This is a genomic window from Haloarcula sediminis, from assembly GCF_035656455.1.
Lineage (GTDB): Archaea > Halobacteriota > Halobacteria > Halobacteriales > Haloarculaceae > Haloarcula > Haloarcula sediminis.
Window position 1 is genome coordinate 129,918 of sequence record NZ_JAYMGA010000006.1, and the last position, 23,828, is coordinate 153,745.

Here is a 23,828-nt window from a genome sequence, read left to right on the forward strand (position 1 = left end):
GTGTGCCAACTGCAATTACATCTCCGTCTCGCCCCTCTCGTCGTACGTGACAGAGACACAGTCGCAGTCTGCAACCGGGACGGCGGCATCGTTGTCCGGGCTGGAACAGGGAATCGTCGTGCTCGTGGTCGTCACTGCGCTCACACACATCTACCCGGGTATCGTCGAGGGCGCGCCGCCACTCGTCCTCGCCGGCCTCGGCTTTCTGGGCGGTGCAGCGCTGTACGTCCGTGGCGTGCGCAGACAGGCGCTCGCCATCGCGGCAATACCGTATACGGCCGTCCAGATACCGCTGTGGGTCGTTATCAAGGCCGGCGAGTACACGCTCGTGGGATACCTCGATAAGGCCGTCCAGGCGGTCCTCATCGTCGCGTTGCTCGTCCTCGTCGTGGGCCAGCGACGCGACTGACGCCGACGCCCCCCGATAGACTGGTGCAGTTCCCTACTGCTGGGTGGTGAGTGCGGTACGAACGCACGGCCGGGGCATGGATAGCCCATGAGTGACTTCACCGTGGGTCGACAGCGCCCGGGTGCTATTCTATGATATTGGGAATTCAATACACAACTATAACCCCACACCGCCTATCTCCACCTGAGCACCGATGACAGCCAACAAGACCACCGACGAGCCGGATGCGGTCGTCGACGCCCGGGGTGCGACCTGCCCGGGGCCGTTGATGGACCTCATCGGGGAGATACGCACTGTCGAGACAGGCGCCGTCGTCGCGCTGCTGAGCGACGCCGAGAAATCCACGAGCGAGGTACAGGAGTGGGCCGAGGAGTCCGGGAACGAGGTCACCGACATCGTCGACGAGGGCGACCACGACAGGATTTACGTGCGAAAGCTATGACCGAACACATCGCAATCATCGGCGGCGGAACCGGTGGGACCGTGCTGGCGAACACCCTCGCGGAGAAGCTCGACACGGAGATCGACGCCGGCGAGGTCAGGGTAACGCTGTTCAACGACGGCCCGGACCACGTCTACAAGCCGGTGTGGCTCTACGTCGCCTTTGGTCAGCGCGAACCCGCGGACGGCAGGCGGCCGCTGCGCGAGGTCGTCGACGACCGCGTCGACATCCGCCAAGACTACGTCTACGATATCGACCACGAGCGCCACCGGCTCGAGCTCGTCGACGCCATCGACCCCGTCGAGTACGACACGCTCGTCGTCGCGACGGGCTCACAGCTGGAGCCGGAGCGCGTGCCCGGACTCGCCGAGGGCGGACACCACTTCTACGGTGAAGACGGGGCCCAGACGCTCCGGGACGAGCTCCTTACGCTGGAGGCGGGCCACATCGTGTTGAGCGTCGTCGGGTCGCCACATATGTGTCCCGCTGCGCCACTGGAGTTCGTCTTCATGGTCGACGACTGGCTCCGCGAGCGGGGTCGCCGGGACGCCTTCGACATCACCTACACGTACCCAATCATGCGGGTCCACGGGAACGAACACATCGCCGAGTGGGCCGAGCCGCGGCTCGAAGACCGCGACATCGGCATCGAGACGATGTTCAACGCCGAAGCGGTCGACCCGGAGGCCGGCACCATCTCCTCGATGGAGGGGACGGAACTGGACTACGACCTCCTCGTCGCCATCCCGCCCCACACCGGCAGTGACCTCATCGAGCGGGCGGGTCTGGGCGAGGGTGGCTGGGTCGACGTCGACAAGCACACGCTCGAAGCGACCGGCTTCGACGACATCTACGCTATCGGCGACGCCGCACAGACCGGCGTCCCCAAGGCCGGCAGCGCGGCCCACTACCAGGCGAACGTCGTCGGCCAGCGCCTCGCAAGCGAGGTCCGGGGCCAGCCGGCGACGGCCGTCTACGGCGGCAAGACCATCTGCTTTATAGAGACCGGGATGGACGACGCGACGTTCGTCGAGTTCGACTACGAGCGCCCGCCCCAGCCCAGCGAGCCGACCCGGGCGATGCACTGGTCGAAGCTCGCGTACAACGAGTCGTACTGGCTGACCGCGCGGGGACTGCTCTGAGGTGAGTATCCATGAGTAAACAACAATCCGACGACCCGACCGAGGAACTGACCGCCGCCATCGAGGCGAACCCGGAGGCGTTTGCCACGTTCGTCCGGAATCTGGACACGGTCAACGAGCTGGTCGAGGTGGCCGAGCTCGGGACCGCCGCGATGGACGACGAGATGGTCGCCGAGCTGGCCCGGACCGGCTCGTCGCTGGCCGAACTCGCCGACGTGGCCGCCGACGACGACGCCCGGCGTGGTATCGAGGCACTGTTGCGGGCGCTGGGGGAGGCCGACGCGAACGGGCCCGTCGACCGCTACGATGTGTGGGAGGGTCTCCGTGACGGGGAGTTCCTCGCGGGCGTCAGATACGCACTCTCTATGGTGCGGTCGCTCGGGCGCGCGGTGAAGGACCGTTGAGGGCCGATTTTTCCATGCCGACGGTCGACATCGTCGTCCCGGCGTACAACGAGCCCGCGTCGTCGCACAGCCGGAAAACGGGTCCGTCGCGGCGCCGGGAACTGTCTCCTCCGTCGGAGCGCCTGCGCAACCGGCCCGACACCGGGTCGCCGCGACCGACTCGGGGGCTGGGACCGCCGTCTACCGCGGCAGAACTAGCGGAAAATTTCCCGGCTGCGATGTGGACGACGTGGCGTCACCGGGTCTCGACCGGACAGGTGTCCATCCCCAGAACCGAGTAGAGAGGACAGAAACCCGTGACCGCGGTACCGAGGAGAATCACCGCGCCGAGTCCTAGGACAGGTGAGGCAAGCGGCGGGAGCGGGAGTACGCCCGCGAGTACCGCGAGCGAGACGATTCCGGCGATAGCGCCCAGTCCGATTCTGACGCGCCCGTCCGTCGCACCGACATTTTGAGCCATACTCGTATGTAGCGCTCCAGCGACAATAAGGTTGCTATTGCACAACTCTCCCAAGAAAGGTGGCGTTCTCAGCTGTACCGCTCGATGAGCGAGCGCAGCTGTGACTCCTGCTGGAGACCGACGAGCTGTTCGACCTGCTCGCCGCCCGCAAACAGCAGCAGGGTGGGAACGCTACGGACGCCGAACTGGGCCGCAAGGCCCTGGCTCGCGTCGATATCGACTTTTGCGACCGTGGCGTCGGTCCCGGCCGCCACGCGCTCGACGATGGGTTCGAGCTGCTTGCACGGGCCACACCAGTCGGCGTAGAAATCCACCAGAACGACCCCATCGGCGACGACATCCTGGAACGCTTCGGCGCCGTCGACGTGGACCGGCTCGCTCGGTGACAGCTCGCTCTGTCCGCTGTCGCCCGTCTGTCGCTCGCCGTTTCGGAGCTGTTCCAGTTTCCGTTGTCGAATCTCCGCTAGTTCGTCGGTCATCGACTGAGACAACGCGTTCCTCGGGCTTATTTGTTTTGCACATAGTGTACAATACTGGATGGCCGCCCGGCTGGGCGTGTCGGCTGGCCCACACCGCCGTCGCTGTCGAAACTGTTTCGTCGGTCACTCACGAAGTACCACGGCGAGGGATGCTCCGACTGATCGGCGACTGGCTCGGATGGGGCGAGGCCACGGCACTCCTGGCTCTCATCGGACTCGCGACGCTGGGGACGCTGGCGCTTTTCGCCGTCGCCGCCGCCGGCACGCTCAGGCGTCGGACCAGGCCGTACCTGCTTTTGACGGTCGCTATCGGGCTCCTCGTCGCCCGGTCCATGCTGGGTTTCGGGACTGCCCTGGGCGCGGTCCCGATGCCGGTCCATCACCTCGCCGGACACGGCGTCGACCTCGCGATAGCGCTTCTCGTCCTCGGGGCCATCGCCGCCGTCGACCGGCCGCCGTCGCCGGAGTGACCGGCAGTTTCGACGACCGCACCAAGAGCCATTTCCCGACCGTCGGAGTAGTACACGGTATGTCAGACCGCACACACCGCCCGACACGTAGACGGGTGCTCGCCACGGCGACAGCGCTTGCGCTCGCAGGCTGTCAGAGCGGCGCTGACGGCCCGGAGACCGTCACCATCGGGGACGAGGCGAACTGCGACCAGTGTGGCATGGTCATCGCTGACCACCCCGGGCCGGTCGGGGAGACCTACTACGAGGACAACACGCCGACCGGGGGCGAGCCGGCACTGTTCTGTAGTACGATCTGTACCTACCGACATCGGTTCCAGAAGGAACAGGAGGGGTGGGCGCCGGCGGCGACGTTCCTGACCGATTACAGCAGCGTCGACTACGACGTGCGGACCGACGGCGGGGCCACCGTGTTGACACACCACCTCGACGCCTCGGCGTTCGCCGGGACGGCGGATCTGACTGTCGTCGCCAACTCCGACGTACAGGGCGCGATGGGGGCCGCTATCGTCCCCTTTACCGACAGCGACGACGCCGAGGGCTTCGCCGAGGAGTACGGCGGGCAGACCCTCCCTGCGACGGATATCCGGCGCGAGCTCGTCAGTAGCGGCTGAGGGGATTCCTGTGAGTTGAGAACAGGCGACAGCCTGTTTTTACTGGTGTGAGAACTCCGAGACATCGAATGCCTACGGTCAGAGAGCGGGTGTACGAACACGTCGAAGCCAACCCGGGCGTCCACTTTACCGCCCTCAAAGACGAACTGGACATCGCGACGGGGCAGGCCCAGTACCACCTCAGGAAACTCGACAGGGCTGGGGACATCGTCGCCGACGAGATCCGCGGCCAGACACACTACTTCGACCGGTCTTACGACCCGTGGGAGCGCCGAACCATGGCGTTCGCCCGGCGCGAGACGGCCCGGGCACTGCTTGCCCACCTCATCGAGGATGGCCCGCTGGCGGCGGCCGAGCTCACCGACCGACTGGACGTGAGCCGCAGTACGGTCGCGTGGCACGTTTCCTCGCTCGCCGACGCGGGCGTCGTCGAGAAGTCCTACGGCGACCGGGGCCGGGTCGTCGTCGAACTGGTCCGGCCCGAGGAGACGCGCCGCCTGCTGGGCGAGGTGACCCCCTCCCTCGCGGACCGGCTCGTCGACCGGTTCACGCGCCTCATCGACGGGGGACTGGCCGACAGCAGTTAGTCACCGCAGGGTGGCGACGACGGCGGCGCCGACCAGCGTCGCCACCCACCAACACAGCAGGGCGCCGGTCGCGAGCCACCCCGAGACGAACGACGACCGGGTCGGGACAGCCACGTACAGCACCTGGTCGAACACCAGCCCGCGGTACGCCCCGGCGGGTGTCACCGCAAGCGCCCCGCCGAGAGAGCCACTCGTCACCACACCGCCGTCAAGCGCCGCAAACACCGCGACGTCCCCGCCGACGGTGAGCACCAGGAGGCCGGCCAGCGCGAGGACGAGCGCGCGAGCGCGAGAGCCGGCGACGACCGAAAGCAGGAGGACAAGCGACAGCGAGACGAGCCCGTACACCAGCGTGAGCGCGAGGAACCGCAGGTACAGCCACGGCGAATCGATCCCGCGGTGACTCGCAAACACCGTCGTCTCGGGCCCGGCCGTCGTCGCCACGTAGGCGCCAAGCGCCGCGAGGGGCACGCCGACCAGGGCCGAGAGCACCACCGCACGGCCCGCGTAGGTGCCGCCGACGTACCCCCACGCCGGGAGCGGATACGTCTCCAGTACGTCCAGTTCGCCCCGCGAGATGGGGTCGGCCAGCGCGCGGTAGCCGACGGCGAAGGCGACGGCCGGCACCAGCACCTCGACGACGACGAGTACGTCGATGACGGTGGGGACGTAGCCGCCGGTCGGGCCGCCACCGGCGACGGCGACGCCGAAGACGGCGACGGCCGTCACGAGCGCCAGCGCGAGATACGTCCGCGTTCGACGCGCCGCCCTGACCTCGCGGGCGAACACGCGCCAGACGCGGGCCGCCGTCGTCATCGGTCACCTCCCACCGAGACGACGCCGGTTTCCCCCGCTAACAGCGACGTGAACGTCTCGTGGAGCGGCCCGCCGGTCCGCTCTCGCAGCTCCGAGGGGGTTCCCGTCGTGCGGAGCCGCCCCGATTCGAGGACGGCCAGGCGGTCGGCGGTCCGTTCGACGAGGGGAAGTTCGTGCGAACTCAACACGACGGCACGGCCCTCGGCGGCGAGGTCCTCGACGACCGAGAATATCCGTTCGCTCATCGCCGGGTCCAGCCCGCTGGCCGGTTCGTCGAGCACCACCACCGGCGGGTCGCCGGCCAGCGCCTGTGCGATACCCAGCAGGCGCGTCATCCCGCCCGAGAGGCCAGTGACCGGTCGATCCGCGACCGCCTCGAGCCCGACTTCCGCCAGCAGTCGGTCCGGGTCGTCATCGACCAGCCCGGCGTAGAAGCCGAGCGTCTCGGCGACGGTAAACCCCGGCCGGAACGTCGGGCGCTGTGGCAGGTAGCCAAAGCGACGGACCGCGTCGGGTCCACCGTACTCGACAGTGCCGAGAGTCGGTCGCTCGATACCCAACAGTAGTTCAATCAGTGTCGTCTTCCCCGAGCCGTTCGGTCCGACGAGGCCGGTCACGGCGGTGTCGGGGAACGTGACTGTCACCGCATCGAGGGCGGTCACGTCGCCGTAGGACTTCGTCAGTTCGCTGGTCGACAGGTACGGTTCGTCGGTCATGTCGCTCGCTCCGTCGTAGTCTCGTTTCGTAGCATGGCGAGAGTGTCTGGGTTCGCTGGCTCGGCCAGCGGGTGCGTGTCGACGATGCTCCCACGGCGAAAGCCCGGTGTCGTGCCCCGCAGCGACCGGAGGGCGCGGACACTCGGCGCCGAGCGGAGGACGACCGCGGCGTCCGTCTCGTGGAGCCGGCGGTCGACCGTGTCGGTCGGCGAGTAGGGCTGGGTCAGTGTCGCCCTGTCGCCAGTCGCGAGGTCGTACGCGCCGCTCCAGTAGTTGCCTCGCCCGTCGTGGGTGTACCGGCGCAGCGGACCCGGGCCGGAGACGGCGTGTTTGCCGTTGGCGACGAAGTCGTTTGCCACGACATCGTTCGAGGGCAGCACCGTCGCGGCGCTGAGGCCGATTTTGTTGCCGTAGATGACGTTGTGCTCGTAGCGGGAGCGACCGGCGTTGGTCGAGAGCCCCCGTGACGTGTTCGCGATGACGTTGCGGGCGACGTAGCTCCGGCTGCCGGCCATCATGATACCGCTGCCCGAGTGGCGGATGTCGTTGCCCACGACGGCGTTGCGCTCGGGGTTTGTCATGACGACGACGCCCGAGTACAGCTGGCTGCGGGCCGTGTTGTCCGCGACGAGGGTCGAGGAGGTGTACATCAGGTGGACGCCAAACCGCCCGCCGTGGAAGGCGTTGTCACGGATGACGGTCCCGTCGGCGCGATGGAGATAGACGCCGTCGCGGCCGCCGCGAAACCGGCTGTTCTGGACGACGATGTCGCCGTGCATCCCGACGACGCTCATGAAGCCGTCCTGCCAGTGTCCAGTCCCGTTGACCGTGACGTTCTCGACGACCGCGTCGGGCGTCTGTCGGAGGACGAGACCGCTCGACGGCGTCCGGACCGAGAGGTCCGCGGCGTACAGCGACGAGGCGTTGTGGGCTGTGACCGCCGCGTCGCTGTTACCGTAGGCCGCGGTCACGGTCGCGTCCCAGGCGTCGCCGGCCGCCGAGCGATTGCCGACCGTCCGGTTCCCGACGCCGCGCAGGTCGAACCCGACGAGACCGACGCGGTCGGCCCGCACCGTCACGACGGAGCCGTTGTCGCCGCCGTCGAGTGTCGCCCCCCGCCCGCGGAGCGTTATCGGTTTCTCGACGGTCACTCGCTCCCGGTAGGTGCCGGCCGGGACGACCACGGTCGTGTTCGGCGGCGCGGCGTCGACGGCACCCTGAACCGTCGGGGCGTCCTTGCCCACGACGACCGACACCGGGCGCGCGCTGCGCTCGCGGGCGGCCCGGACGGTGGCGTTGGCGCGCGCTCGCCGGTCGTCGACCGACGCTCGCACCGCCGTCGAGGCGTCGCGCTCGAACGAGCGGTTCCGCAGCGTCGCCCAGTCGACGACGCGGCCGCCACACCGCTTTACGAACGCGTCGGCGTCGTCGCGGCTCCCGAACGGCACCGTGACGGGCCCCGACGGGCCCCGAGCGGCCCCGCCGACGACGAAGTGGGCGTCGCTCGCGGCCACCCAGCCCGGGGTGCCCTCGATCCTGAGCGTCCCCCTGTCGCTACAGCGGCCCTCGACGCCGCTGTAGTCGGAGACGTACACCGCAAGCGGGTAGCCAAACTGCTGTTCGTGGCCCGATTCGGTGAGCGCCGTCACGGCCCGGTCGAGCCCCTCGTAGCCGACGACGTAGCGGTACTGCGAGTAGAACACCTGCACCCGCGGGACGCTGATATCGCGGCTGAGCGCGCGCTGTTCGTCTGCCATCGTCATCCCGCGCTGGACGGTCTGGTCGAACGGAACGGGGTCGGGGCGTTCGCTGCCGAGGTCGACCGCGAAGGCGCCACCGAACACGACGGCGGCGACAACCACCCCCAGTGCCGCAACCGTCTGCCACATCGATAGCGTGTGACCCATCCACCGACGGGTACGAAACCCTCGATAATACCCGGTCTGGTTGGGTTGTCGAAGCTGTCCGTCGGAGTGTGGTACAGGCGTCGAACCGTTACGAGAGCCCCACCAGACCGCTTTTGCTCGCAATTTTCCAATTGCCACTGATGCGACGGCGACAGCTACTTCAGGGTGTCACAGCGTCCGGGACTGCAGCGGTCGCCGGTTGTCTCAGTCGAGTCTGGAACGGCTCGGGGTCGAACGTCGTGCTCGACCCGCCGGCCGACCGCCAGTTCGACAGTGACGAGCTACCGTACCCCGCACACGGCCAGGCCCTGCCGGCGTTCTCGCTCCCGAACCCGCTGTCGGGCGAGACGATTGCCACCGGGGAACTGGACGAGACGCTCGTCGTCACGGGTTTCTTTGCGACCTGCCCGGCCGAGTGTGTCCAGCTGGTCGGCCAGCTGGTCGGCGTCCAGCACGGGACTATCGAGCAGGACATCGCCGACAGCGTCCGCTTTCTGGCGATAACGTTCGACCCGGAACGGGACGACGCCGAGGCGCTTCGGGAGTACGCCACACGTATGGATGTCGACCGCGACGCCGGCAACTGGGAGTTTCTCCGGCCCGAGGACGCCGAAACCGCACAGCAGGTCGTCGACGAGCAACTCGGTATCACCTTCGAGCGCGTGGGGGGCGAAAAGAGCGAGCGGGTGGAGGGGTACGACTTCAAGCACCTCTCGCTTACCTTCCTTGTCAACCCCGACGGATACGTCGAGCGCACGTACCGGACCGAACAGCCGGACGCCGAACAGGTGCTTACAGACGTACAGACGGTCGTCGAGCGGACGGGGTGACATGCGCCGCCGCCACCTCCTCGCCGGCGTCGCCGGAACGGCCGCGCTGGGCGCGAGTGGGCTGTACGCCGGGCCGTGGCTGTCCGGCGACGGCGCCCCGGAATCCGTCGCGGTCGAGACGCTGGCCGCCCCCGGGAGCGAGGCCGGCACGGTCACCGTCCCGCCGGCCGACCGGCCGCTGATACTCGAGTTCTTCGCCACGACCTGTGCTGTCTGTGCCGACCAGATGTCGACGCTCGCGACCGCCCGGCGACGGCTGGACGCGCCGGTCGGGTTCCTTTCGGTGACGAGCGAGCCCGTCGGGCTCTCGGTGACACGGGCTGACGTACGCGAGTGGTGGCGGGCCCACGACGGGCGCTGGTCCGTCGGGCTGGACGAGGGGACGGCACTCGCCGAGCGATACGACGCGACGCGGGTGCCGACGACGCTCGTGCTCGACGCCGACGGCGGGGTCGCCTGGCGACACACCGGCCGGTTCGACGCGGCCAGCCTGGTCGAAGCCGTCACCGAGGTGACCGACGGATGACGGCCGGGAGCGCGCTCGCGTTCGCGTTCGGCGCTGGACTGACGACGTTTGCCGCCCCGTGTGTCTTCCCGCTCTTGCCGGGGTACGTCGCGTTCTACGCCGACCGGCACGGCGGTCGGGGGGAGACGTACCCGCTTTGGCAGGGCCTGGCCGCGGCCGCGGGCGTGCTCGTCGTCTTCGCGGCGCTGACGGCCGGCGTGTACGCCGTCGATACACACCTGGTGGCGTCGGTGGCCGGACTTGAACCCGTCGCCGGCGGCGTGCTGGTCGCGCTCGGCCTCGTGACGGCTGCCGGCCGGGCACCGTCGGTACGGGTGTCGCTCCCGCGCCGTCGGGGCACGCTGCCGGGCGTGTTCGCCTTCGGCGCCGCCTACGCGGTCGCCGCCGCGGGATGTACCGTCCCCGTCCTGCTGGCGGTGGTCGCACAGGCCATCGCGATGACACCGCTTTCGGGCGCGACTGTCGTCACGACCTACGCCGTTGGCGTGGCGCTCCCGATGGTCGGGACGACAGTGGCGGCAGGGTACGGCGCCGACCTCCTGACCGGTGCCACCGACGTGTCTGGCACGGCCGTGACCCGTATCGCGGGGGGCGTCATGGTCTGTGCAGGCGCCGTGCAACTGTGGGCCGGGCTATCGGTGGGCTGGTAACCAGCCCGCTCACTCCGCCGTCGCGACCAGGAGGTACGTCTCCGGCCGCGCGGCCTCGAACTCGACGGCAAAACCGTGTTCACGGAGCGTCTCGACCGCGTCGTCGAGCGAGTAGCGCTCAGCGAGGGGCGGTCCCCGCTCGCCCTCCCCGTCGGCGGCCCAGTCGGCGACGGCGAGGCGCCCGCCGGGTCGGAGCACGCGGCGTATCTCCTCGATCGCCGCCGCCGTCGCGAACTCGTGGTAGGTCATCGTCGAGAACGCCGCGTCGGCGCTGCCGGCGTCGAGGGGCATGTCGTCGACCGGCGCGGTCACGAGTTCGACGTTCGTCGGAACCCCCTTCTCGCGGTAGTAGTCGTGCATCTCCGGCTGGAGGTCGACGGCGTACAGCTCGCCGGCGTCGGCCGCGATGTCGTCGGTGTAGAACCCGGTCCCGCTACCTAAGTCTACGACGGTGTCGTCGGGCGAGCAGTCGACCGCCCAGCGCAGCTCCTCGGCGGAGAGAACACTGTACCGTCGCTCGGGGGCTTCAAGCGACGCCGCGCGGTCGGCGTCGAAGGTGTGGTGACCCATCGTTAGAGGTTCTCGAAGGCCTCATCGACCAGCTCACCGGTGTCGGCGATGATGTCGGCCATCGCCTCGTCGTCGGGCGCCATCCCGACGAGCCGGGCGATCCGCATGATGCTGACGTGGTAGACCCGCTGAACTCCGGGCTCTTCCTCCCAGATGACGACGTTACACGGAAAGAGCCCGCCCAGCCGCTTGTCCGACGCGTCGAGCGCCCGGTCGGCCACGTTCGGGTTGCACGCGCCCAGCACGTAGTACGGGTCCCGACCGGCGTCGACTTTCTCGTTGAGCAGCTCCGAGGGGGAAAACTCCGTGGCGACGCCGAAGCCGGCGTCGGTGAACACGTCACGCACGTGCTCGACGGCGGCCTCGTGGTCCATCTCCAGGGTCGTCTGGACTTCCCCGATGTCCTCCGGGTCGAACTGCCGTGGGTCAATTGGTAGCGACATTCGTGTATAAAATTGTGTTACACGCGCAAAATTCTTCGGATACCCTACGCCGGGCTGTCACACAACGCGTGATATCGTCTGTCACCGGTAAGTCGCGGTTATCGGCCCGGCGGGTCGCCATCGCGGGACAGGAGCCACGCCGAGTGAACCGTATCCTTGTCACACGACAAAACTGGAACTACCACTCTCTCGAACGTACTCCCGTTAGACACCAGTCCCCGCCGTCACCCGATTGCCAACCATGATCGACCCAGTCATCGCAAGTCGGCTCCAGTTTGCAGTCACGACGATCGTCCACATCATCTTCCCGGTGATGAGCATGGGCCTTGCCCCGTTTCTCATCTACTTCACGTGGAAGGACATCCGGACTGACGAGCCGATATACGAGCAGTTGCGTCGCTTCTGGACCAAAATATTCGCCATCTCCTTCGTCGTCGGCACCGTCACCGGCATCGTCCTCGAATTCGAGTTCGGCACGAACTTCGCCGCGTTCTCGACCACGGCGGGCGAACTGTTCGGCGGCCCGCTGGCCGTCGAGGGGATGATGGCGTTCATGCTAGAGGCGACCTTCCTCGGCGTGTTCGTCTTCGGCCGGGACCGCGTCGGTGACAAACTCTACTTCGTCTCGAGCGTCGCCGTCGGCCTGGGGACGTGGCTGTCGGCGGTGTGGATTCTCATCGCGAACTCGTGGATGCAGACTCCGCGTGGCTACGAACTCGCAACGGAGAATGGCCAGACCGTCGTCCACCTCGTCGACCCGATGGCGGCGTATCTCAACCCCCGATTTGGCTACATGTTCGTCCACATGCAGAACGCGGCCGTCGAGTCGGTCGCGCTGTTTATGGCCGGCGTCGGCGCCTACTACGTGTTCAGACACCACGTCTGGGGGTACCCCGTCGAGAACCCACGGTTCTGGGAGGCCACGCTGAAGATCGGGCTCGTCGCCCTGCTCATCACCGCGCCGTTACAGGTGCTCCACGGTGACATGTACGGTCGACACGTCGCCGAGACCCAGCCCCAGAAGTTCGCCGCGATGGAGGCCGTCTGGGAGACCGAGTCGTACGTCCCCGAGTACATCGTCGCCGTACCGACCAGCGTCGACGGATTCACCGACCCGCGGGCCAAAGAGCTGTTCGGCATCGGGATACCCGGCGGCGCATCCTGGCTGGCCAGCGGGGGTGACCCGACAGCCGAGATACGCGGGCTGAACTCCTTCGAGACCGAGTCTCCGCCCGTCGCTATCGTGTTCTGGGCGTTCCGCGCGATGGTCGGGCTGGGCTTTTGGTTCATCCTGCTTGCCCTCTGGGGCGGCTACCGGTGGTACAAGGGCCAGTTGCTCGAAGACGGCCTCCTGCACAAGGCACTGATGGGGTCGTCCCTGCTGGGTATCCTCGCCGTCGAGCTGGGCTGGATTGTCACCGAAGTCGGTCGACAGCCGTGGGTCATCCAGGATGTGTTGCGAACGAGCGCCGGCGTCTCGTCGGGCCTGACCGGGACGGAAGCGACCATCACGCTGGTCGGCTTCGTGGGGGTCTACGCGGCGCTGCTGGGGCTGTACACATACGTTATCTGGCGTATCATCCGGAACGGGCCGCCGGAACACGACGAGCTCCGGTCCGTTGAGAACGACACGCCATCTCCCGACCCGGACCCGAGTCCGAGCGGGCCGACCCCGGAGGCGGTCGACGATGACTAGCGTCGACGCGCTCGCCGCCGGCCCGCTCTTTGGCCTCCCGCTGCCCGAGCTGTGGTTCGGTCTTGTCTTCACAATGCTGGCTACCTTCCTCTTCCTCGACGGCTTTGACTTCGGGGCCGGCGCGATATTCGCTCTGCTGGAGTCCGAGGACGAACGCGAGACCGTGCTGGCGGCTATCGGCCCGTTCTGGGACGGCAACGAGGTGTGGCTGGTCGTCTTCGGCGGGGCACTCTTTGCCGCGTTCCCGGCGGCGTATGCCGGCCTGTTCAGCCGCCACTACCTGCTTATGTTCGGCGTTCTGGGCGCGCTCATCCTTCGCGGGCTGGCCCCGGAGATGTACGAACAGCGCCACAACGCGGCGTGGCAGCGGTGGTGGGGGCGGGCCTTCGTCGCCGGCAGCGTCCTCGCTCCCTTCCTGCTTGGCGTTTTCGCCGGCAATTGGCTCGTCGGCAGTGGCCGTTCGCTCACTCTCGTCGGCCTCGTCGTGGGCGTCACGCTGACGCTGCTGACCGTCGTCTCGGGGGCGGCGTTCCTCCAGCTGAAAGCCCGCAAGCGGCTCCCCGAGGCGGTGACAACCTACGGCACGGCCGCGACTGTGGGATACCTGCTCGCCGTGGTCGCCACGCTGGGCGTCCTCGCCCTGCGGTTGCCGGACGGGCTCTCGGCGCTGCTCACCCCCACAATCCTTGCCCTCGTCGTCGCCTCTGTCGGACTCGGAGCGGGGTACGTCGTGGCGCTCCGGCGAGAGTGGAGCCTTCGAGCCCTCGGGGCGGCGGCGGCCATGACCTACGGGCTCGTCGCCGTCGTCGCGACACTCATGTACCCCCACATCGACCCGGCGGCTGGTGCCACCGTCCGTGACACCGTCGTCTCGACGCTGCCGCTGAACCTGATGACCATCGGTGCGTCGCTGTTGCTGCCGCTGGTTGCGGTGTACTTCGTGACCCTGTACTCGGCCTTCCGTGGTCCCATCTCTCCCGAGGAGGCGTACTGACAGTGGCCGATGCGAGCGCACCAGGGACCCTGTTACTGTCGCGCATCGTCGTCACCTGGGTCGAGGTCGTTGCCGTCGGCTTCGCCGGGGCGGCGCTGGGCGGTGCAGCCTCGGGTCCACCGCAGCTCATCGTCTATCTGGCGACAGTGCTGGCCTCCGTCGGCGCCCTGTTGTACAACGTGGATAGACTGATACAGCAACGCATCGCCGACCGTCAGTAGGCAGTCGACGCGACTGGCTTACAGCTGCGCTATCTGTCAGACAGGGGCGTGTTCTTCCGCCGGAGACCGACCGCAAAGAGCAACGCTGCGTTCGGCACGAGCAAGAGGGCGCCCAGTGCCGTTACCATATCGTCGGTCGTCAGTCCGTACACGATACCGGCCGTGAACGGGGCTGGGATACAGAGACGACAGTCGAGAATCCGGCGTTTCAGTGCAGTACGTAGAGACAGACGCGTAGCTTCAGTCCGGAAACTCCTGTGCCCTGAGTTGTCGCCTGACAATCCCGGACGCGGTCAGTCGTCGCCGCTGACAAGCGGTGGATCGGCCCGGGCCTCTCGGTCGCGCTGGACAGCCTCGTAGAGAGCGTGCCCGCCGCTCAGGCTCCGGGCTTCGATACCGTGCTGGTCGAGGACGCGGGCGGCCGCGTAAGAGGTCTGGCCCATCTTGCAGTAGGTGATGACCTCGTCCGGGAGCTCTCCGGCCCGCTCCCGGAGCTCCGGAAGCGGGACGTTGTGCGCATCGGGGATGTGCCCGTCTTCGGCCCGCATCTCCGGCGGCCGGCAGTCGACCAGCGGCGGGACTTCGCCGTCGAGGTCGTGCCAGTGACAGATATCGACGAGCCCCTCTACGACGTTCTCTGCGGCCATCCCAGCCATGTTGACCGGGTCCTTCGCCGAGGAGTACGGTGGCGCGTACGCGAGGTCGAGCTGAGCGAGCTCCGACACTGTGGCGCCCTTTTGCATCGCCGTCGCGAGGACATCGATGCGCTTGTCGACGCCGTTCCGACCGACACTCTGTGCCCCGCGAACAGTCCCCTCGTCCGGGTCGAACAGAAGCTTCAGCCAGAATCGCTCGGCGCCGGGGTAGTACTCCGCGTGGGCCGGCGGGTAGACGTACACTTTCTCCGGGGTATCGTCCCCACCGGCGGGTGATTCCGTCGCACCGACGGTCCCCACCGTCAGGTCGAACACTTTCGCGACAGCGGTGTCGAGCACGGGCTGTAGGGTGTCCGTCTGCCCTCCGAGCACTGTGCCCAGCACGCGGCCCTGGCGGTTGGCCGGCCCGCCCAGCGGGACCCACGCGTGCCCGCCACCGGCGGCCGGGACCGCCGCGGCGTCGCCGAGCGCGTACACGTCCGGCTCGGATGTCCGCAACTGGTCGTCGACGCGGATCGCTCCGGACTCGTGGCGTTCGAGCCCTGCGTCCTCGGCGAGTTCGGTTCTGGGGCTGACGCCGGCCGCCAGCACGACGAGGTCGACGGCCAGTGTCTCACCGTCGGCGAACTCGACGGTCGTCTCCTCGCCGGGCCGAAGCCCGCTGACAATGGTGTCCAGCCGCAGGTCGATACCGGCCTCCCGGACGTGGTTGTGGACGGTCGCGGCCATCGCCGGGCCGAGCGTGCGGGGCATCACCTGTGACTCCATCTCCGCGGTTGTGACCGACAGCCCCGCCTCGTGAAGCGTCTCGGTCACCTCGAGCCCGATGTAGCCGCCGCCGACGACGAGCGCCCGGTTGACCTCGTCGGCCTCGACACGCTCCCGGATGGCCGCCACATCGTCGATAGTCCGGACCGAGTGGGTCTCGACCGCGTCGATGCCGTCTATCGGCGGCTCGATGGGAGCCGCACCCGGCGACAGCACCAGCGAGTCGTAGCACAGTTCCGCCGTTCCGTCGGGCGACTGTACCGTCACTGTCCGCGCGTCGGTATCGACACCGGTCGCCTCGTGGTTCGTCCGGATATCGAGGTCGAACATCCCTCCGACCTCCTGGGGCGTGAGCACGGCGAGGTCGGCCTCGGGTATCGTCCCGTCCAGGTGGTAGGGGAGCCCACAGCTCGCGTACGAAACGTGGTCGCCGGCCTCGATGACGACGATGTCGGCGTCCTCGTCGAGCCGCCGCAGTCTGGTCGCAGTACTCATCCCGCCGGCGTTCCCGCCGACGATGACGACGCGTTGTCTCATCGTCTACCCCCGGAGACTGCTGTCCCGTCACGGTTTGCCACCGGGGATAGTCCGCTACGACACGCGGTCCTCCTCGTAGGGCCACTCGAAGACATTCGTCTGCATGTTACCGACGGAGAGGATGAACCCCCGCTTGGCACGCGACAAGTCGGGTCGAGCCGGCGCCGCGTCAAAGTCTGTTCGAGACGGATACTGCCGGCTGTACCAAGCTGAAGGAATTCGCACCGCGAATGTCTGTACGAACGCACAGACGGCAGTATTAGACGGGGAACGGCGGTGACGCGGGGCTGAGCGCACCGTCAGCGACCATCGAGTAGATCGGGAATCCGTAGGCGATGGCGACGAGGACGACGGCGAGAGCAAACCAGAGCTTGACGTTGTCGAGCACCCGCGGACTGTCGGTGGCGCCGGAGATAGGTTCGGGGAGGTGGCTGTCGACGCGCAGCCGTCCACGCCCGCGTTCGGCCATCCAGGTCCCGGCCATCACGACCACGAACATGAGCGCCCCCAGAGTCAGCAACGTTCCGCCGACGGCAATCTGGAGGCGCATCTCCGGCATCGAGCCCAGCACCGGCGCGAAGTCGAACTGGGTGTACTGCGGTTCGGCGGTTCGCCGCGGGACGCCGGCCAGTCCCGCACGGTGCATCGCGTTGGACATCAGCCCCATCCCGATAAACCAGATGTACGGTTGTATCTGTGCGACGCCGTAGAACTGGAGTCGCTTGCCGCTAATCTGGGGGTAGAGCCAGTAGCTTATCGCCATCATCGTCAGCGCACTGGCCGTCCCCACGGTGAGGTGGAAGTGGCCGGGGACCCACAGCGTGTTGTGGATCAGCGAGTTGATGTTCATCCCGGCGTTGACGATGCCCGAGAAGCCCCCGGCGGCGAACATCATCCCGGCCAGCGCACAGCCCGCAAAGGCCGGGTTCCCCCACGGGAGCGCCCTGAGCCAGCCGAGATACCCCGACCCACCGCGCTGTCTGGCCCCGTACTCCATGCTCGCGACGACGGTGAAAGCGGTGAGGAAACTCGGGAGCAACAGGAACATCGTGTTCGTCATGGCGATGAACTTGAACCCTTCGGGCACCCCGGGGTCGGCGTACTGGTGATGAAAGCCCACCGGCGTCGAAAGCAGGAGAAAGAGGATGAAGACGACGCGGGCCAGCGGGTCGCTGAACAGCCGCCCGCCCGACAGTTTCGGCAGGACGGTGTACCACGCGAAGTAGGCCGGCATCAGCCAGAAGTACACCACCGGATGGCCGAAGAACCAGAACAGCGTCCGCGTCAGGAGCGGATCAACGCTGTCGATGAGCCCCAGCGACAGCGGCAGGAGGAACACGAGCACCTCGACGGCGACGCCGAGCGTGGCGATGTACCACATCAGCGTCGTCGTCATGATCATGAACATCTGCAGCGGGATGCGCTCGTCCGGGTTGTCCTGTCGCCAGTGGTAATAGGTACGTATCCAGTCGGCTCCGGCGAGCCACGTTCCCACGAGCCAGGCCGCAAGCCCCGCGTAGAACAGCGGGTGGGCCTGCAGCGGCGCGTAGAACGTATAGAGCACGTCCGCCGAGAACGGAATCTGACCCACCAGCCCGCCGAAGATAGCCGTCGAGGTCATCACTGCGCCCGAGAGCATCAAGAGGAACCAGGCCAGCGAGAACCGCGGCGAGGGGAGCTCACGGCCGAGACTCCGGCTGGTCCCCCAGGTGAAGATGCCAGTCAGGAAGAAGATAGTGAAAAACAGCGCCAGCAAGACGCCGTGACCCGTCAGGACGGAGTAGTAGTCGGCCGACTCGATGACCCCCCGGAAGACGTTCGTCCGGTGGAGCGCCTGGACGATACCCAGGATTGCGCCGATAGTCAGCGCGGTAAACGAGACGCCCAGCGAGAGGCGGGTAATCCGCGCGGCGTTCGGGAACCGGTCGATAAAGGCGAGCCGGTCTTTCAGCTGTGTCTCCTCGGCCTCGTACGCTTGTGGTCGCTCTGATTTGTGTGGATGTGCCATCTCAGTTCACCCCGCTCGTCGCGGTGGCCGTACTGGTGTTCTCACCGCTGGTCGCGCTGTCCGTACCCGTCGCGCTGGCGCTTGCGGTATCGTTCGTGCTCGTCCCGTTGAACTGCCCGGCCGGGATGACTTCCAACGACCCCTCCATCGTGTGATGGCCACTCCCGCAGTACTCGTTGCAGACGAGCCCGTACTCGTCGGGCTCGTCGAACTCGACAGTGACCGTCGCGACCTGCCCGGGGACGGCCATCGTGTTGATGTTCGTCCCCACGACCTCGAAGCCGTGCATCACGTCCGTGCTGGTCACGTAGAAGGTGACAGTGCTGTTTGCGGGCACGCGAACCGGCTCACTCGTCCCGGGCGCGAACAGGAACTGCTTTGCCTCGATATAGACGTCGTAGTGGCCGGGTTCGCTCCCGTTGTAGACGCCCGGCTGTCTGAAGTTGTCGCTGGCAGCCGCGTTCGTCGGGTCGACCTCGCCGCCAGTGTCGTCGACCATGCCGTAGCCGGCGCCAACTGCGCCGTAGGTCACTGTCCCGATAAACAGGACGATAAGTGCGAGCGCCCCCACCAGCCACAGACGTTCGAATCGGTGGACGTGCATGGTTAGCCCACCACCGTTGGCCCGTTACCGAGGAACTCGACGAAGTACATGAACAGCCACGCGAGCGCGATAACCGCGAAGTAGATGGCGATTATCGTCCCAGTTCCGACCGGGTCAAAGGCGTCGTGGTCGACCGATTCCGTCTCGCTCGCCGCAACGTCGGACTCGTACATCTGTCCGGTGTGTTGGTTCGGCGGGACTCGCTCTTCGGTCGGTGTCGCCGGCGTGAACGTCGGTTCCGGCCTGTCGCGCCAGCTGAACAGGTAGACCGCGCCGATGGCGAGCGCGGTGAGCGCGAGCGCCGCCACAGTCACGTAGAGCCCAGAGCCCCCACCGGCTGACCCACTGGCGCCCGCTCTCTGTGCGCTCGCGACGCTGACGGAACCAAGTGCGACCGCATACGATACCACTCGCAAGACCGCTTTGCGGACGAGTCGGCGTCCGGACGGTCCGTCCCGTACGGAACGGGACGCTGTGGTGCTTGACTGCACCTCGTTAGTACTCATCCTGGTTCGACTGAATCGACCCGACAGAGTTGAAAGCTACCTTGGCACAGGACAACTTAGGGACTGTCAGCCGCCTATGGCTTCGAAGTTGCGCGGTCACCGACGGCCCGTGTCGAGTTGAGCACCACGAGGAGGCTGCTCGTGGCCATGGCGACGGCCGCGAACAGTGGGTTAAGCACTCCGGCAACCGCAAGCGGGACAGCGATACCGTTGTAGAGAAAAGCCCACCCTAGGTTCTCACGTACTCGCCGGCGCGTACCCTCGGTAATCTCGAAGACCGACGGAACCGGCCTCAGCGAGTCGGTCGTGACCACCACGTCCGCTGCGTCGACGGCGAGGCGGGTGCCACGCTCCATCGCGATACCGACATCGGCGGCGGCCAGCGCGGGCGCATCGTTGCTCCCGTCACCGACCATCGCGACTGTCTCCGTCGCCGACAGCTGGTCGACGACGGCCGCCTTCGCCTCCGGCGGGACGCCGGCAAACACCTCGTCGACAGCGCGGTCGTCTTCGAGCGGGCGGGCGGCACCCGGGTCGTCACCGGTGATGACGACGACACGGTGGGTTTTGGCGAGTTCAGCCACGACAGACTCCCACTCGGGCCGGAACTCGTCGCCGGCGACGACGACACCCCGGACACGGCCGTCCCAGCCAACGTAGCTCGGGACAGTCGAGGCCGGTGCCGAGCGGTAGTGGTCTTCGAGTTCCGCCGGAATCGTCCAGCCGTGGTCCGAAAGCAGATCGTGGCCGCCGACGAGCACGTCGCGGTCACCGACTTTCGCCCCGACGCCCTGGCCGGGGTAGTTCTCGAAGCCGGTGACCGGGTCGCCGTGGGGCTCGCCGGCGTCGACGATGGCCTCGGCGACCGGATGGGTCGCGAACTGCTCGACCGCCGCCGCGAGAGACAGCGCCGCCTCGTTCCCGGCGATGTCCCGCACCGTCATCTCGCCGGTGGTCAGCGTCCCGGTCTTGTCGAACGCGACGGTCTCTATCTCCGGGGCCGTCTGGAGGACATCCCTGTCGGTGATGACGATGCCGTCCGCGAGCGCGTCGCGGATACCGGCGGCCACCGCCATCGGCGTCGCCAGCCCGAGCGCACACGGACAGGAGACCACGAGAACTGTCAGCCCGGTCAGCAGCGCCGCAGTGGCGCCCGCCCCGAACGCGAGATGGCCGACAATGGTCAGGGCCGCGAGGACGAACACGAGCGGGACGAACACCGCGGCGATGCGGTCGACGAGTCGCTGGGGGCCAGCGGCCCCGCTCTGGACGTGCCACAGGGTCTCGACCAGCCGGTCGGCAGTGTTCGTCGGCTCCTCGCTAGCGCGGACCACCAGCCCGCCGTCGACGAGACTGGCGCCGCCGATGACCTCGTCTCCGGGGGTCTTCGAGACTGGGAGCGACTCCCCGGTGACCAGCGCCTCGTCGACGGCACCCGCCCCGTCAACGACGCGTCCGTCGACGGGCACTCGCTCGCCTTCCCGAACGACCAGCTCGTCGTGACCGTCGACCACGTCGCGCTGGACCGTCTCTGTGCCCGCCGGGGTGCGCCGACGCGCCGTGTCGCTCCGCTCGTCGGTTATTTCCGCGAGCCGACCGGTCGCTCGCCGTCGGACCCGCTCCTGGTAGTAGTCCCCGACAGTGACGGCGAGCACGACCACGATGGCGATATCGAAGTAAACATCGACCTGTCCAAGCGCCATTGCGAGTGTGCTGTAGCCGTAGGCGGTCGTCGCCGCGACGGCGACAAGCAGGTCCATGTTTGGGTGACCGACACGGAGGCTGACTGCGGCTCCGCGGAGGAGCGGATACCCAGTGTATCCCAGGACGATAGTCGTCATGACCCAGACGTTCGCGAACAGGAACCCGCCGGCCGGCCCCGAGAGGTCGACGAGTCCGCCGGCCGGCCCGACGCCGAGATAGACCGGGTAGAGAAAGAGGACGTACCACATCATCACCATCATCCCGAAAAAGCCGCCGACAAGCAGCCGCCCCTCGGTCTGGTGGTCGTCGTCGGGTTCGTCGGTCGCGTGTTCGCGGGCTTCGTAGCCGTACGCCGTGACGCCCTCGGCCACGGCCGCCGTATCAGTCCGGTCCGCGTCGTAGACGATGTGCATCATCCCCGACGTGTAGCTCGCTTCGGCGGCGCGGACGCCAGTCAGGTCGGTCGCCGTCGTCTCCAGGAACTGCTCGCAGGTCGCACAGTGCATTCCCGACACGTCGAGGTACGTCTCGTCCCCGTCTACGTCCGCCGTCGACGGGCCGGAGTCGAGCTGTTCGTCGATATCGGCCTCGCTCGGGTTGTCATCGAGCGTGCCAGCCACGGTGAGACAGCCCTGACAGCAGTACTTGCCGTCGACGCCCGGATCGGTGTGTGGCGGATTCGGCGTCGGCAACCCACAGAGTGTACAGTCGCCCACCGCATCACCCCAGCGGCTGGTATATCGGAATCGTCGGGTGTGGGAGCCCGACACCCAGTATCATGAGGCCGTGCGATAGCGGCAGGTACCCCAGGACGAGGAACACGACGCCGAGCGTGCGATGCAGCCGACTCTGGAACCGTGGCGAAACCGAGTTGAACGCGACGCCGTAGCCGAACACCGCGGGGACGGTTCCGAGTCCGAGCACCGACAGCGCGACGGCGCCGTACGCCGGCGAGCCGACGACGAAGGCATAGAGGAAGGCCGGATACAGCAGCGGACACGGCAACAGGCCGTGGACCGCGCCCAGTGCGACGATGCGGGGGCCGCCGACCCACCGCTTGACGTGCTGATGGAGCCCCATACTGAACCGTTGGAACAGGGACCCCGAACCGAGATGGCCCACAGCGCCGGCCGTCGTCCCGGTCCGGAGATACATCCCGCCGGTCACGATGATGAATCCCCCGACAGCGATGCCGGCAACCGCCCGGACGTTGTCGGCCACTGTGACGACCGCTGCAGTGTCGTAGACGACGGTTCCGAGCAACCCCATGAGCGCGCCGATGAGCGCATAACTCGCCGTCCGACCGAAATTGAACAGCAGGTGCTGGCGGATCTCGCCCCACGCGACCGGTCCGTCGTCGCCCAGCCGGTCGGCGTACAGGGTGACGAGCGGCCCGCACATTCCCAGGCAGTGGGCACCGCCGAGCAGTCCGACGAGACCGAAGACGACGAGATCGACATCGCCGGTGACAGCGCCCGCTCCGTGGCCACCGGCCATCATCGTATCCGGTTCAACCCACGCTCTAGGGTTTCGAGGTCGTCCGACCCGAACATGAGACGGACCGCAACGACGATGAGGACCGTATTGACGACTGCCAGGACGGCGACTGGTTCGAGGGCGACCACGAACGCGACCGCGAACGGTATCGCGAGCAGGCCGACGAGCGGCAACCGCGAGACGGGCATCGAGAGCATAGCCGAGAGTCACGTCCTCCCTGACTTAGCTCCCCGGTTGGCCTGTGACAATGCTGCCCGCTCGACTGTCGGGTCTCGCGGGAGCTATCCGCTCAGTTCGGCGCCCGTCGCAATGGGGGCGCCGACCAGGTTCCCCCACTCGGTCCAGGCACCGTCGTAGTTCCGAACGGAACGGTAGCCAAGTAGCTCCGAAAGCACGAACCACGTCAGCGACGACCGCTCGCCGATTCGACAGTAGACGATAACGTCGTCGCCCCGCTCGATACCGTGGGCACGATACAGCTCTGTGAGTCGCTCGCGGGATTTGAACCGCCCGTCCGACCGGAGATTCGCCGACCAAACGATGTTCGTGGCGCCGGGAATGTGCCCGCCCCGCTGTGCGGACTCGGTCATGCCGGGCGGTGCGAGGATGGTCCCATCGTACTCGTCGGGCAACCGAACGTCGACAAGTTCGGTTGGGCCGGACAGTGCGCGTTCGACACCGTCGCGATAGGCCCTGACGCGTTCGAACGGACCGGCTGGGCGGTACGAGCGCGTGCTGTAGGACGGGACACGGTCCGTCGTCGGTCGCCCGGACTCGATCCAGTGTCTCCGTCCACCGTCCAGGAGACACACATCGTCGTGGCCGTAATATTTGAGCATCCAGTAGCAGTGCGCGGCGAACCAGTTCGAGTTGTCCCCGTACAGGACGAGCGTCGAGTCCTCTGTGACGCCACGGGCACCGAAGAGGTCCGCAAACGCCGTTTTGGGCGGAATGTCCCGCCGCGTCGCGTGTTGCAGCTGGCGGCGCCAGTCGATACAGACGGCGCCGGGGATGTGTTCCCGCTCGTAGAACTCGGTGTTGAGATCGACCTCAACCAGCCGGAGGTCAGCGTCGTCAGCTGTGACCGTTTCGAGGTGGTTTTCGAGCCATGTGGGCGTGACGACCGCGTCCGTTTCGGACTGCGCGTGGGACTGCTGTGCGTTCATTCTCGA

General features: G+C 67.3%; 28 protein-coding genes. 13 read left to right on the forward strand and 15 right to left on the reverse strand.

Features of this window, described 5'->3' with window-relative positions:
* Nucleotides 1-46 precede the first annotated feature (46 nt).
* The 4 genes from VJ162_RS11545 (at nucleotide 47) to VJ162_RS11560 (ending at nucleotide 2,397) form a co-directional block, all read left to right on the forward strand.
* Complete coding sequence (locus VJ162_RS11545; RefSeq protein WP_324664424.1) at nucleotides 47-409, forward strand: hypothetical protein; 363 nt, start codon at nucleotides 47-49, stop codon at nucleotides 407-409.
* A gap of 193 nt (nucleotides 410-602) precedes the next feature.
* A complete protein-coding gene (locus tag VJ162_RS11550) occupies nucleotides 603-851 on the forward strand; it encodes a sulfurtransferase TusA family protein (protein ID WP_324664425.1) in 249 nt (82 codons plus the stop codon).
* The gene (locus tag VJ162_RS11555) at nucleotides 848-1,993 is read left to right on the forward strand and encodes an NAD(P)/FAD-dependent oxidoreductase (RefSeq protein ID WP_324664426.1); all 1,146 of its coding nucleotides are present in this window, start codon (nucleotides 848-850) and stop codon (nucleotides 1,991-1,993) included. The genes VJ162_RS11550 and VJ162_RS11555 overlap by 4 nt, the downstream gene beginning before the upstream one ends.
* Nucleotides 1,994-2,004: 11 nt before the next feature.
* Nucleotides 2,005-2,397: a hypothetical protein gene (locus VJ162_RS11560; protein ID WP_324664427.1), complete on the forward strand. Its 393-nt coding sequence runs from the start codon at nucleotides 2,005-2,007 to the stop codon at nucleotides 2,395-2,397.
* Nucleotides 2,398-2,632: 235 nt separating this feature from the next.
* Here VJ162_RS11560 and VJ162_RS11565 read toward each other — a convergent pair whose 3' ends face one another.
* Nucleotides 2,633-2,857: a YgaP family membrane protein gene (locus VJ162_RS11565; protein WP_324664428.1), complete on the reverse strand. Its 225-nt coding sequence runs from the start codon at nucleotides 2,855-2,857 to the stop codon at nucleotides 2,633-2,635.
* Nucleotides 2,858-2,925: 68 nt separating this feature from the next.
* Nucleotides 2,926-3,336, reverse strand: coding sequence for a thioredoxin (trxA, locus tag VJ162_RS11570; RefSeq protein WP_324664429.1), 411 nt, complete (start codon nucleotides 3,334-3,336; stop codon nucleotides 2,926-2,928).
* Between the two features lie 149 nt (nucleotides 3,337-3,485).
* Here trxA and VJ162_RS11575 point away from each other — a divergent pair, with 149 nt between their 5' ends.
* The 3 genes from VJ162_RS11575 to VJ162_RS11585 all read left to right on the forward strand — a co-directional run bounded on the left by VJ162_RS11575 (nucleotide 3,486) and on the right by VJ162_RS11585 (nucleotide 5,007).
* The gene (locus VJ162_RS11575) at nucleotides 3,486-3,806 is read left to right on the forward strand and encodes a DUF7471 family protein (RefSeq protein WP_324664430.1); all 321 of its coding nucleotides are present in this window, start codon (nucleotides 3,486-3,488) and stop codon (nucleotides 3,804-3,806) included.
* Between the two features lie 59 nt (nucleotides 3,807-3,865).
* Nucleotides 3,866-4,420: a nitrous oxide reductase accessory protein NosL gene (locus VJ162_RS11580; protein WP_324664432.1), complete on the forward strand. Its 555-nt coding sequence runs from the start codon at nucleotides 3,866-3,868 to the stop codon at nucleotides 4,418-4,420.
* Nucleotides 4,421-4,488: 68 nt separating this feature from the next.
* Nucleotides 4,489-5,007, forward strand: a complete 519-nt coding sequence (locus VJ162_RS11585) for a winged helix-turn-helix transcriptional regulator (protein WP_324664434.1) — start codon at nucleotides 4,489-4,491, stop codon at nucleotides 5,005-5,007.
* On the opposite strand, the gene VJ162_RS11590 is transcribed toward VJ162_RS11585, so the two are convergent.
* From VJ162_RS11590 to VJ162_RS11600, 3 genes are read right to left on the reverse strand one after another with little or no spacing between them, the layout of a single operon-like run.
* The gene (locus VJ162_RS11590) at nucleotides 5,008-5,823 is read right to left on the reverse strand and encodes a hypothetical protein (protein WP_324664435.1); all 816 of its coding nucleotides are present in this window, start codon (nucleotides 5,821-5,823) and stop codon (nucleotides 5,008-5,010) included.
* A complete protein-coding gene (locus VJ162_RS11595; RefSeq protein WP_324664437.1) occupies nucleotides 5,820-6,539 on the reverse strand; it encodes an ABC transporter ATP-binding protein in 720 nt (239 codons plus the stop codon). The genes VJ162_RS11590 and VJ162_RS11595 overlap by 4 nt, the downstream gene beginning before the upstream one ends.
* On the reverse strand, nucleotides 6,536-8,446 hold the full coding sequence (locus tag VJ162_RS11600) for a NosD domain-containing protein (protein WP_324664438.1): 1,911 nt from the start codon (nucleotides 8,444-8,446) through the stop codon (nucleotides 6,536-6,538). Before VJ162_RS11600 ends, VJ162_RS11595 begins: the two co-directional genes overlap by 4 nt.
* A gap of 140 nt (nucleotides 8,447-8,586) precedes the next feature.
* Between VJ162_RS11600 and VJ162_RS11605 the strand changes: the two genes are divergently transcribed.
* Genes VJ162_RS11605 through VJ162_RS11615 form a run of 3 tightly spaced genes read left to right on the forward strand, consistent with a single transcriptional unit; the run spans nucleotide 8,587 to nucleotide 10,452 of the window.
* Complete coding sequence (locus VJ162_RS11605) at nucleotides 8,587-9,276, forward strand: SCO family protein (RefSeq protein ID WP_324664439.1); 690 nt, start codon at nucleotides 8,587-8,589, stop codon at nucleotides 9,274-9,276.
* A gap of 1 nt (nucleotide 9,277) precedes the next feature.
* Nucleotides 9,278-9,802, forward strand: a complete 525-nt coding sequence (locus VJ162_RS11610) for a TlpA family protein disulfide reductase (RefSeq protein ID WP_324664440.1) — start codon at nucleotides 9,278-9,280, stop codon at nucleotides 9,800-9,802.
* On the forward strand, nucleotides 9,799-10,452 hold the full coding sequence (locus VJ162_RS11615) for a cytochrome c biogenesis CcdA family protein (RefSeq protein ID WP_324664441.1): 654 nt from the start codon (nucleotides 9,799-9,801) through the stop codon (nucleotides 10,450-10,452). Before VJ162_RS11610 ends, VJ162_RS11615 begins: the two co-directional genes overlap by 4 nt.
* A 9-nt stretch (nucleotides 10,453-10,461) precedes the next feature.
* Here VJ162_RS11615 and VJ162_RS11620 read toward each other — a convergent pair whose 3' ends face one another.
* On the reverse strand, nucleotides 10,462-11,022 hold the full coding sequence (locus VJ162_RS11620) for a class I SAM-dependent methyltransferase (protein ID WP_324664443.1): 561 nt from the start codon (nucleotides 11,020-11,022) through the stop codon (nucleotides 10,462-10,464).
* 2 nt (nucleotides 11,023-11,024) lie between these two features.
* The gene (locus VJ162_RS11625; protein WP_324664444.1) at nucleotides 11,025-11,465 is read right to left on the reverse strand and encodes a DUF302 domain-containing protein; all 441 of its coding nucleotides are present in this window, start codon (nucleotides 11,463-11,465) and stop codon (nucleotides 11,025-11,027) included.
* Between the two features lie 241 nt (nucleotides 11,466-11,706).
* On the opposite strand from VJ162_RS11625, the gene VJ162_RS11630 reads away from it, so the two are divergent.
* From VJ162_RS11630 to VJ162_RS11640, 3 genes are read left to right on the forward strand one after another with little or no spacing between them, the layout of a single operon-like run.
* Entirely contained in the window at nucleotides 11,707-13,161 is a 1,455-nt protein-coding gene (locus tag VJ162_RS11630; RefSeq protein WP_324664445.1) for a cytochrome ubiquinol oxidase subunit I, read from the forward strand.
* On the forward strand, nucleotides 13,154-14,155 hold the full coding sequence (locus VJ162_RS11635; RefSeq protein ID WP_324664446.1) for a cytochrome d ubiquinol oxidase subunit II: 1,002 nt from the start codon (nucleotides 13,154-13,156) through the stop codon (nucleotides 14,153-14,155). The genes VJ162_RS11630 and VJ162_RS11635 overlap by 8 nt, the downstream gene beginning before the upstream one ends.
* 2 nt (nucleotides 14,156-14,157) lie before the next feature.
* On the forward strand, nucleotides 14,158-14,376 hold the full coding sequence (locus VJ162_RS11640; RefSeq protein WP_324664447.1) for a hypothetical protein: 219 nt from the start codon (nucleotides 14,158-14,160) through the stop codon (nucleotides 14,374-14,376).
* A gap of 293 nt (nucleotides 14,377-14,669) precedes the next feature.
* Here the strand turns inward: VJ162_RS11640 and VJ162_RS11645 are convergent, their stop codons facing one another.
* The 8 genes from VJ162_RS11645 to VJ162_RS11680 all read right to left on the reverse strand — a co-directional run bounded on the left by VJ162_RS11645 (nucleotide 14,670) and on the right by VJ162_RS11680 (nucleotide 23,822).
* Entirely contained in the window at nucleotides 14,670-16,337 is a 1,668-nt protein-coding gene (locus VJ162_RS11645; RefSeq protein WP_324664448.1) for an FAD-dependent oxidoreductase, read from the reverse strand.
* 259 nt (nucleotides 16,338-16,596) lie between these two features.
* On the reverse strand, nucleotides 16,597-18,345 hold the full coding sequence (locus tag VJ162_RS11650; protein ID WP_324664450.1) for a b(o/a)3-type cytochrome-c oxidase subunit 1: 1,749 nt from the start codon (nucleotides 18,343-18,345) through the stop codon (nucleotides 16,597-16,599).
* Between the two features lies 1 nt (nucleotide 18,346).
* On the reverse strand, nucleotides 18,347-18,949 hold the full coding sequence (locus VJ162_RS11655) for a cytochrome c oxidase subunit II (protein WP_324664452.1): 603 nt from the start codon (nucleotides 18,947-18,949) through the stop codon (nucleotides 18,347-18,349).
* Nucleotides 18,950-18,951: 2 nt separating this feature from the next.
* Entirely contained in the window at nucleotides 18,952-19,122 is a 171-nt protein-coding gene (locus VJ162_RS18490; RefSeq protein WP_407066858.1) for a cytochrome oxidase, read from the reverse strand.
* 407 nt (nucleotides 19,123-19,529) lie between these two features.
* On the reverse strand, nucleotides 19,530-21,875 hold the full coding sequence (locus tag VJ162_RS11665; protein ID WP_324664455.1) for a heavy metal translocating P-type ATPase: 2,346 nt from the start codon (nucleotides 21,873-21,875) through the stop codon (nucleotides 19,530-19,532).
* A 4-nt stretch (nucleotides 21,876-21,879) separates the two neighbouring features.
* On the reverse strand, nucleotides 21,880-22,656 hold the full coding sequence (locus tag VJ162_RS11670; RefSeq protein ID WP_324664457.1) for a sulfite exporter TauE/SafE family protein: 777 nt from the start codon (nucleotides 22,654-22,656) through the stop codon (nucleotides 21,880-21,882).
* Complete coding sequence (locus tag VJ162_RS11675; protein WP_324664459.1) at nucleotides 22,656-22,853, reverse strand: hypothetical protein; 198 nt, start codon at nucleotides 22,851-22,853, stop codon at nucleotides 22,656-22,658. The genes VJ162_RS11670 and VJ162_RS11675 overlap by 1 nt, the downstream gene beginning before the upstream one ends.
* A gap of 84 nt (nucleotides 22,854-22,937) precedes the next feature.
* Nucleotides 22,938-23,822: a sulfurtransferase gene (locus tag VJ162_RS11680; protein WP_324664461.1), complete on the reverse strand. Its 885-nt coding sequence runs from the start codon at nucleotides 23,820-23,822 to the stop codon at nucleotides 22,938-22,940.
* Between the last annotated feature and the right edge of the window lie 6 nt (nucleotides 23,823-23,828).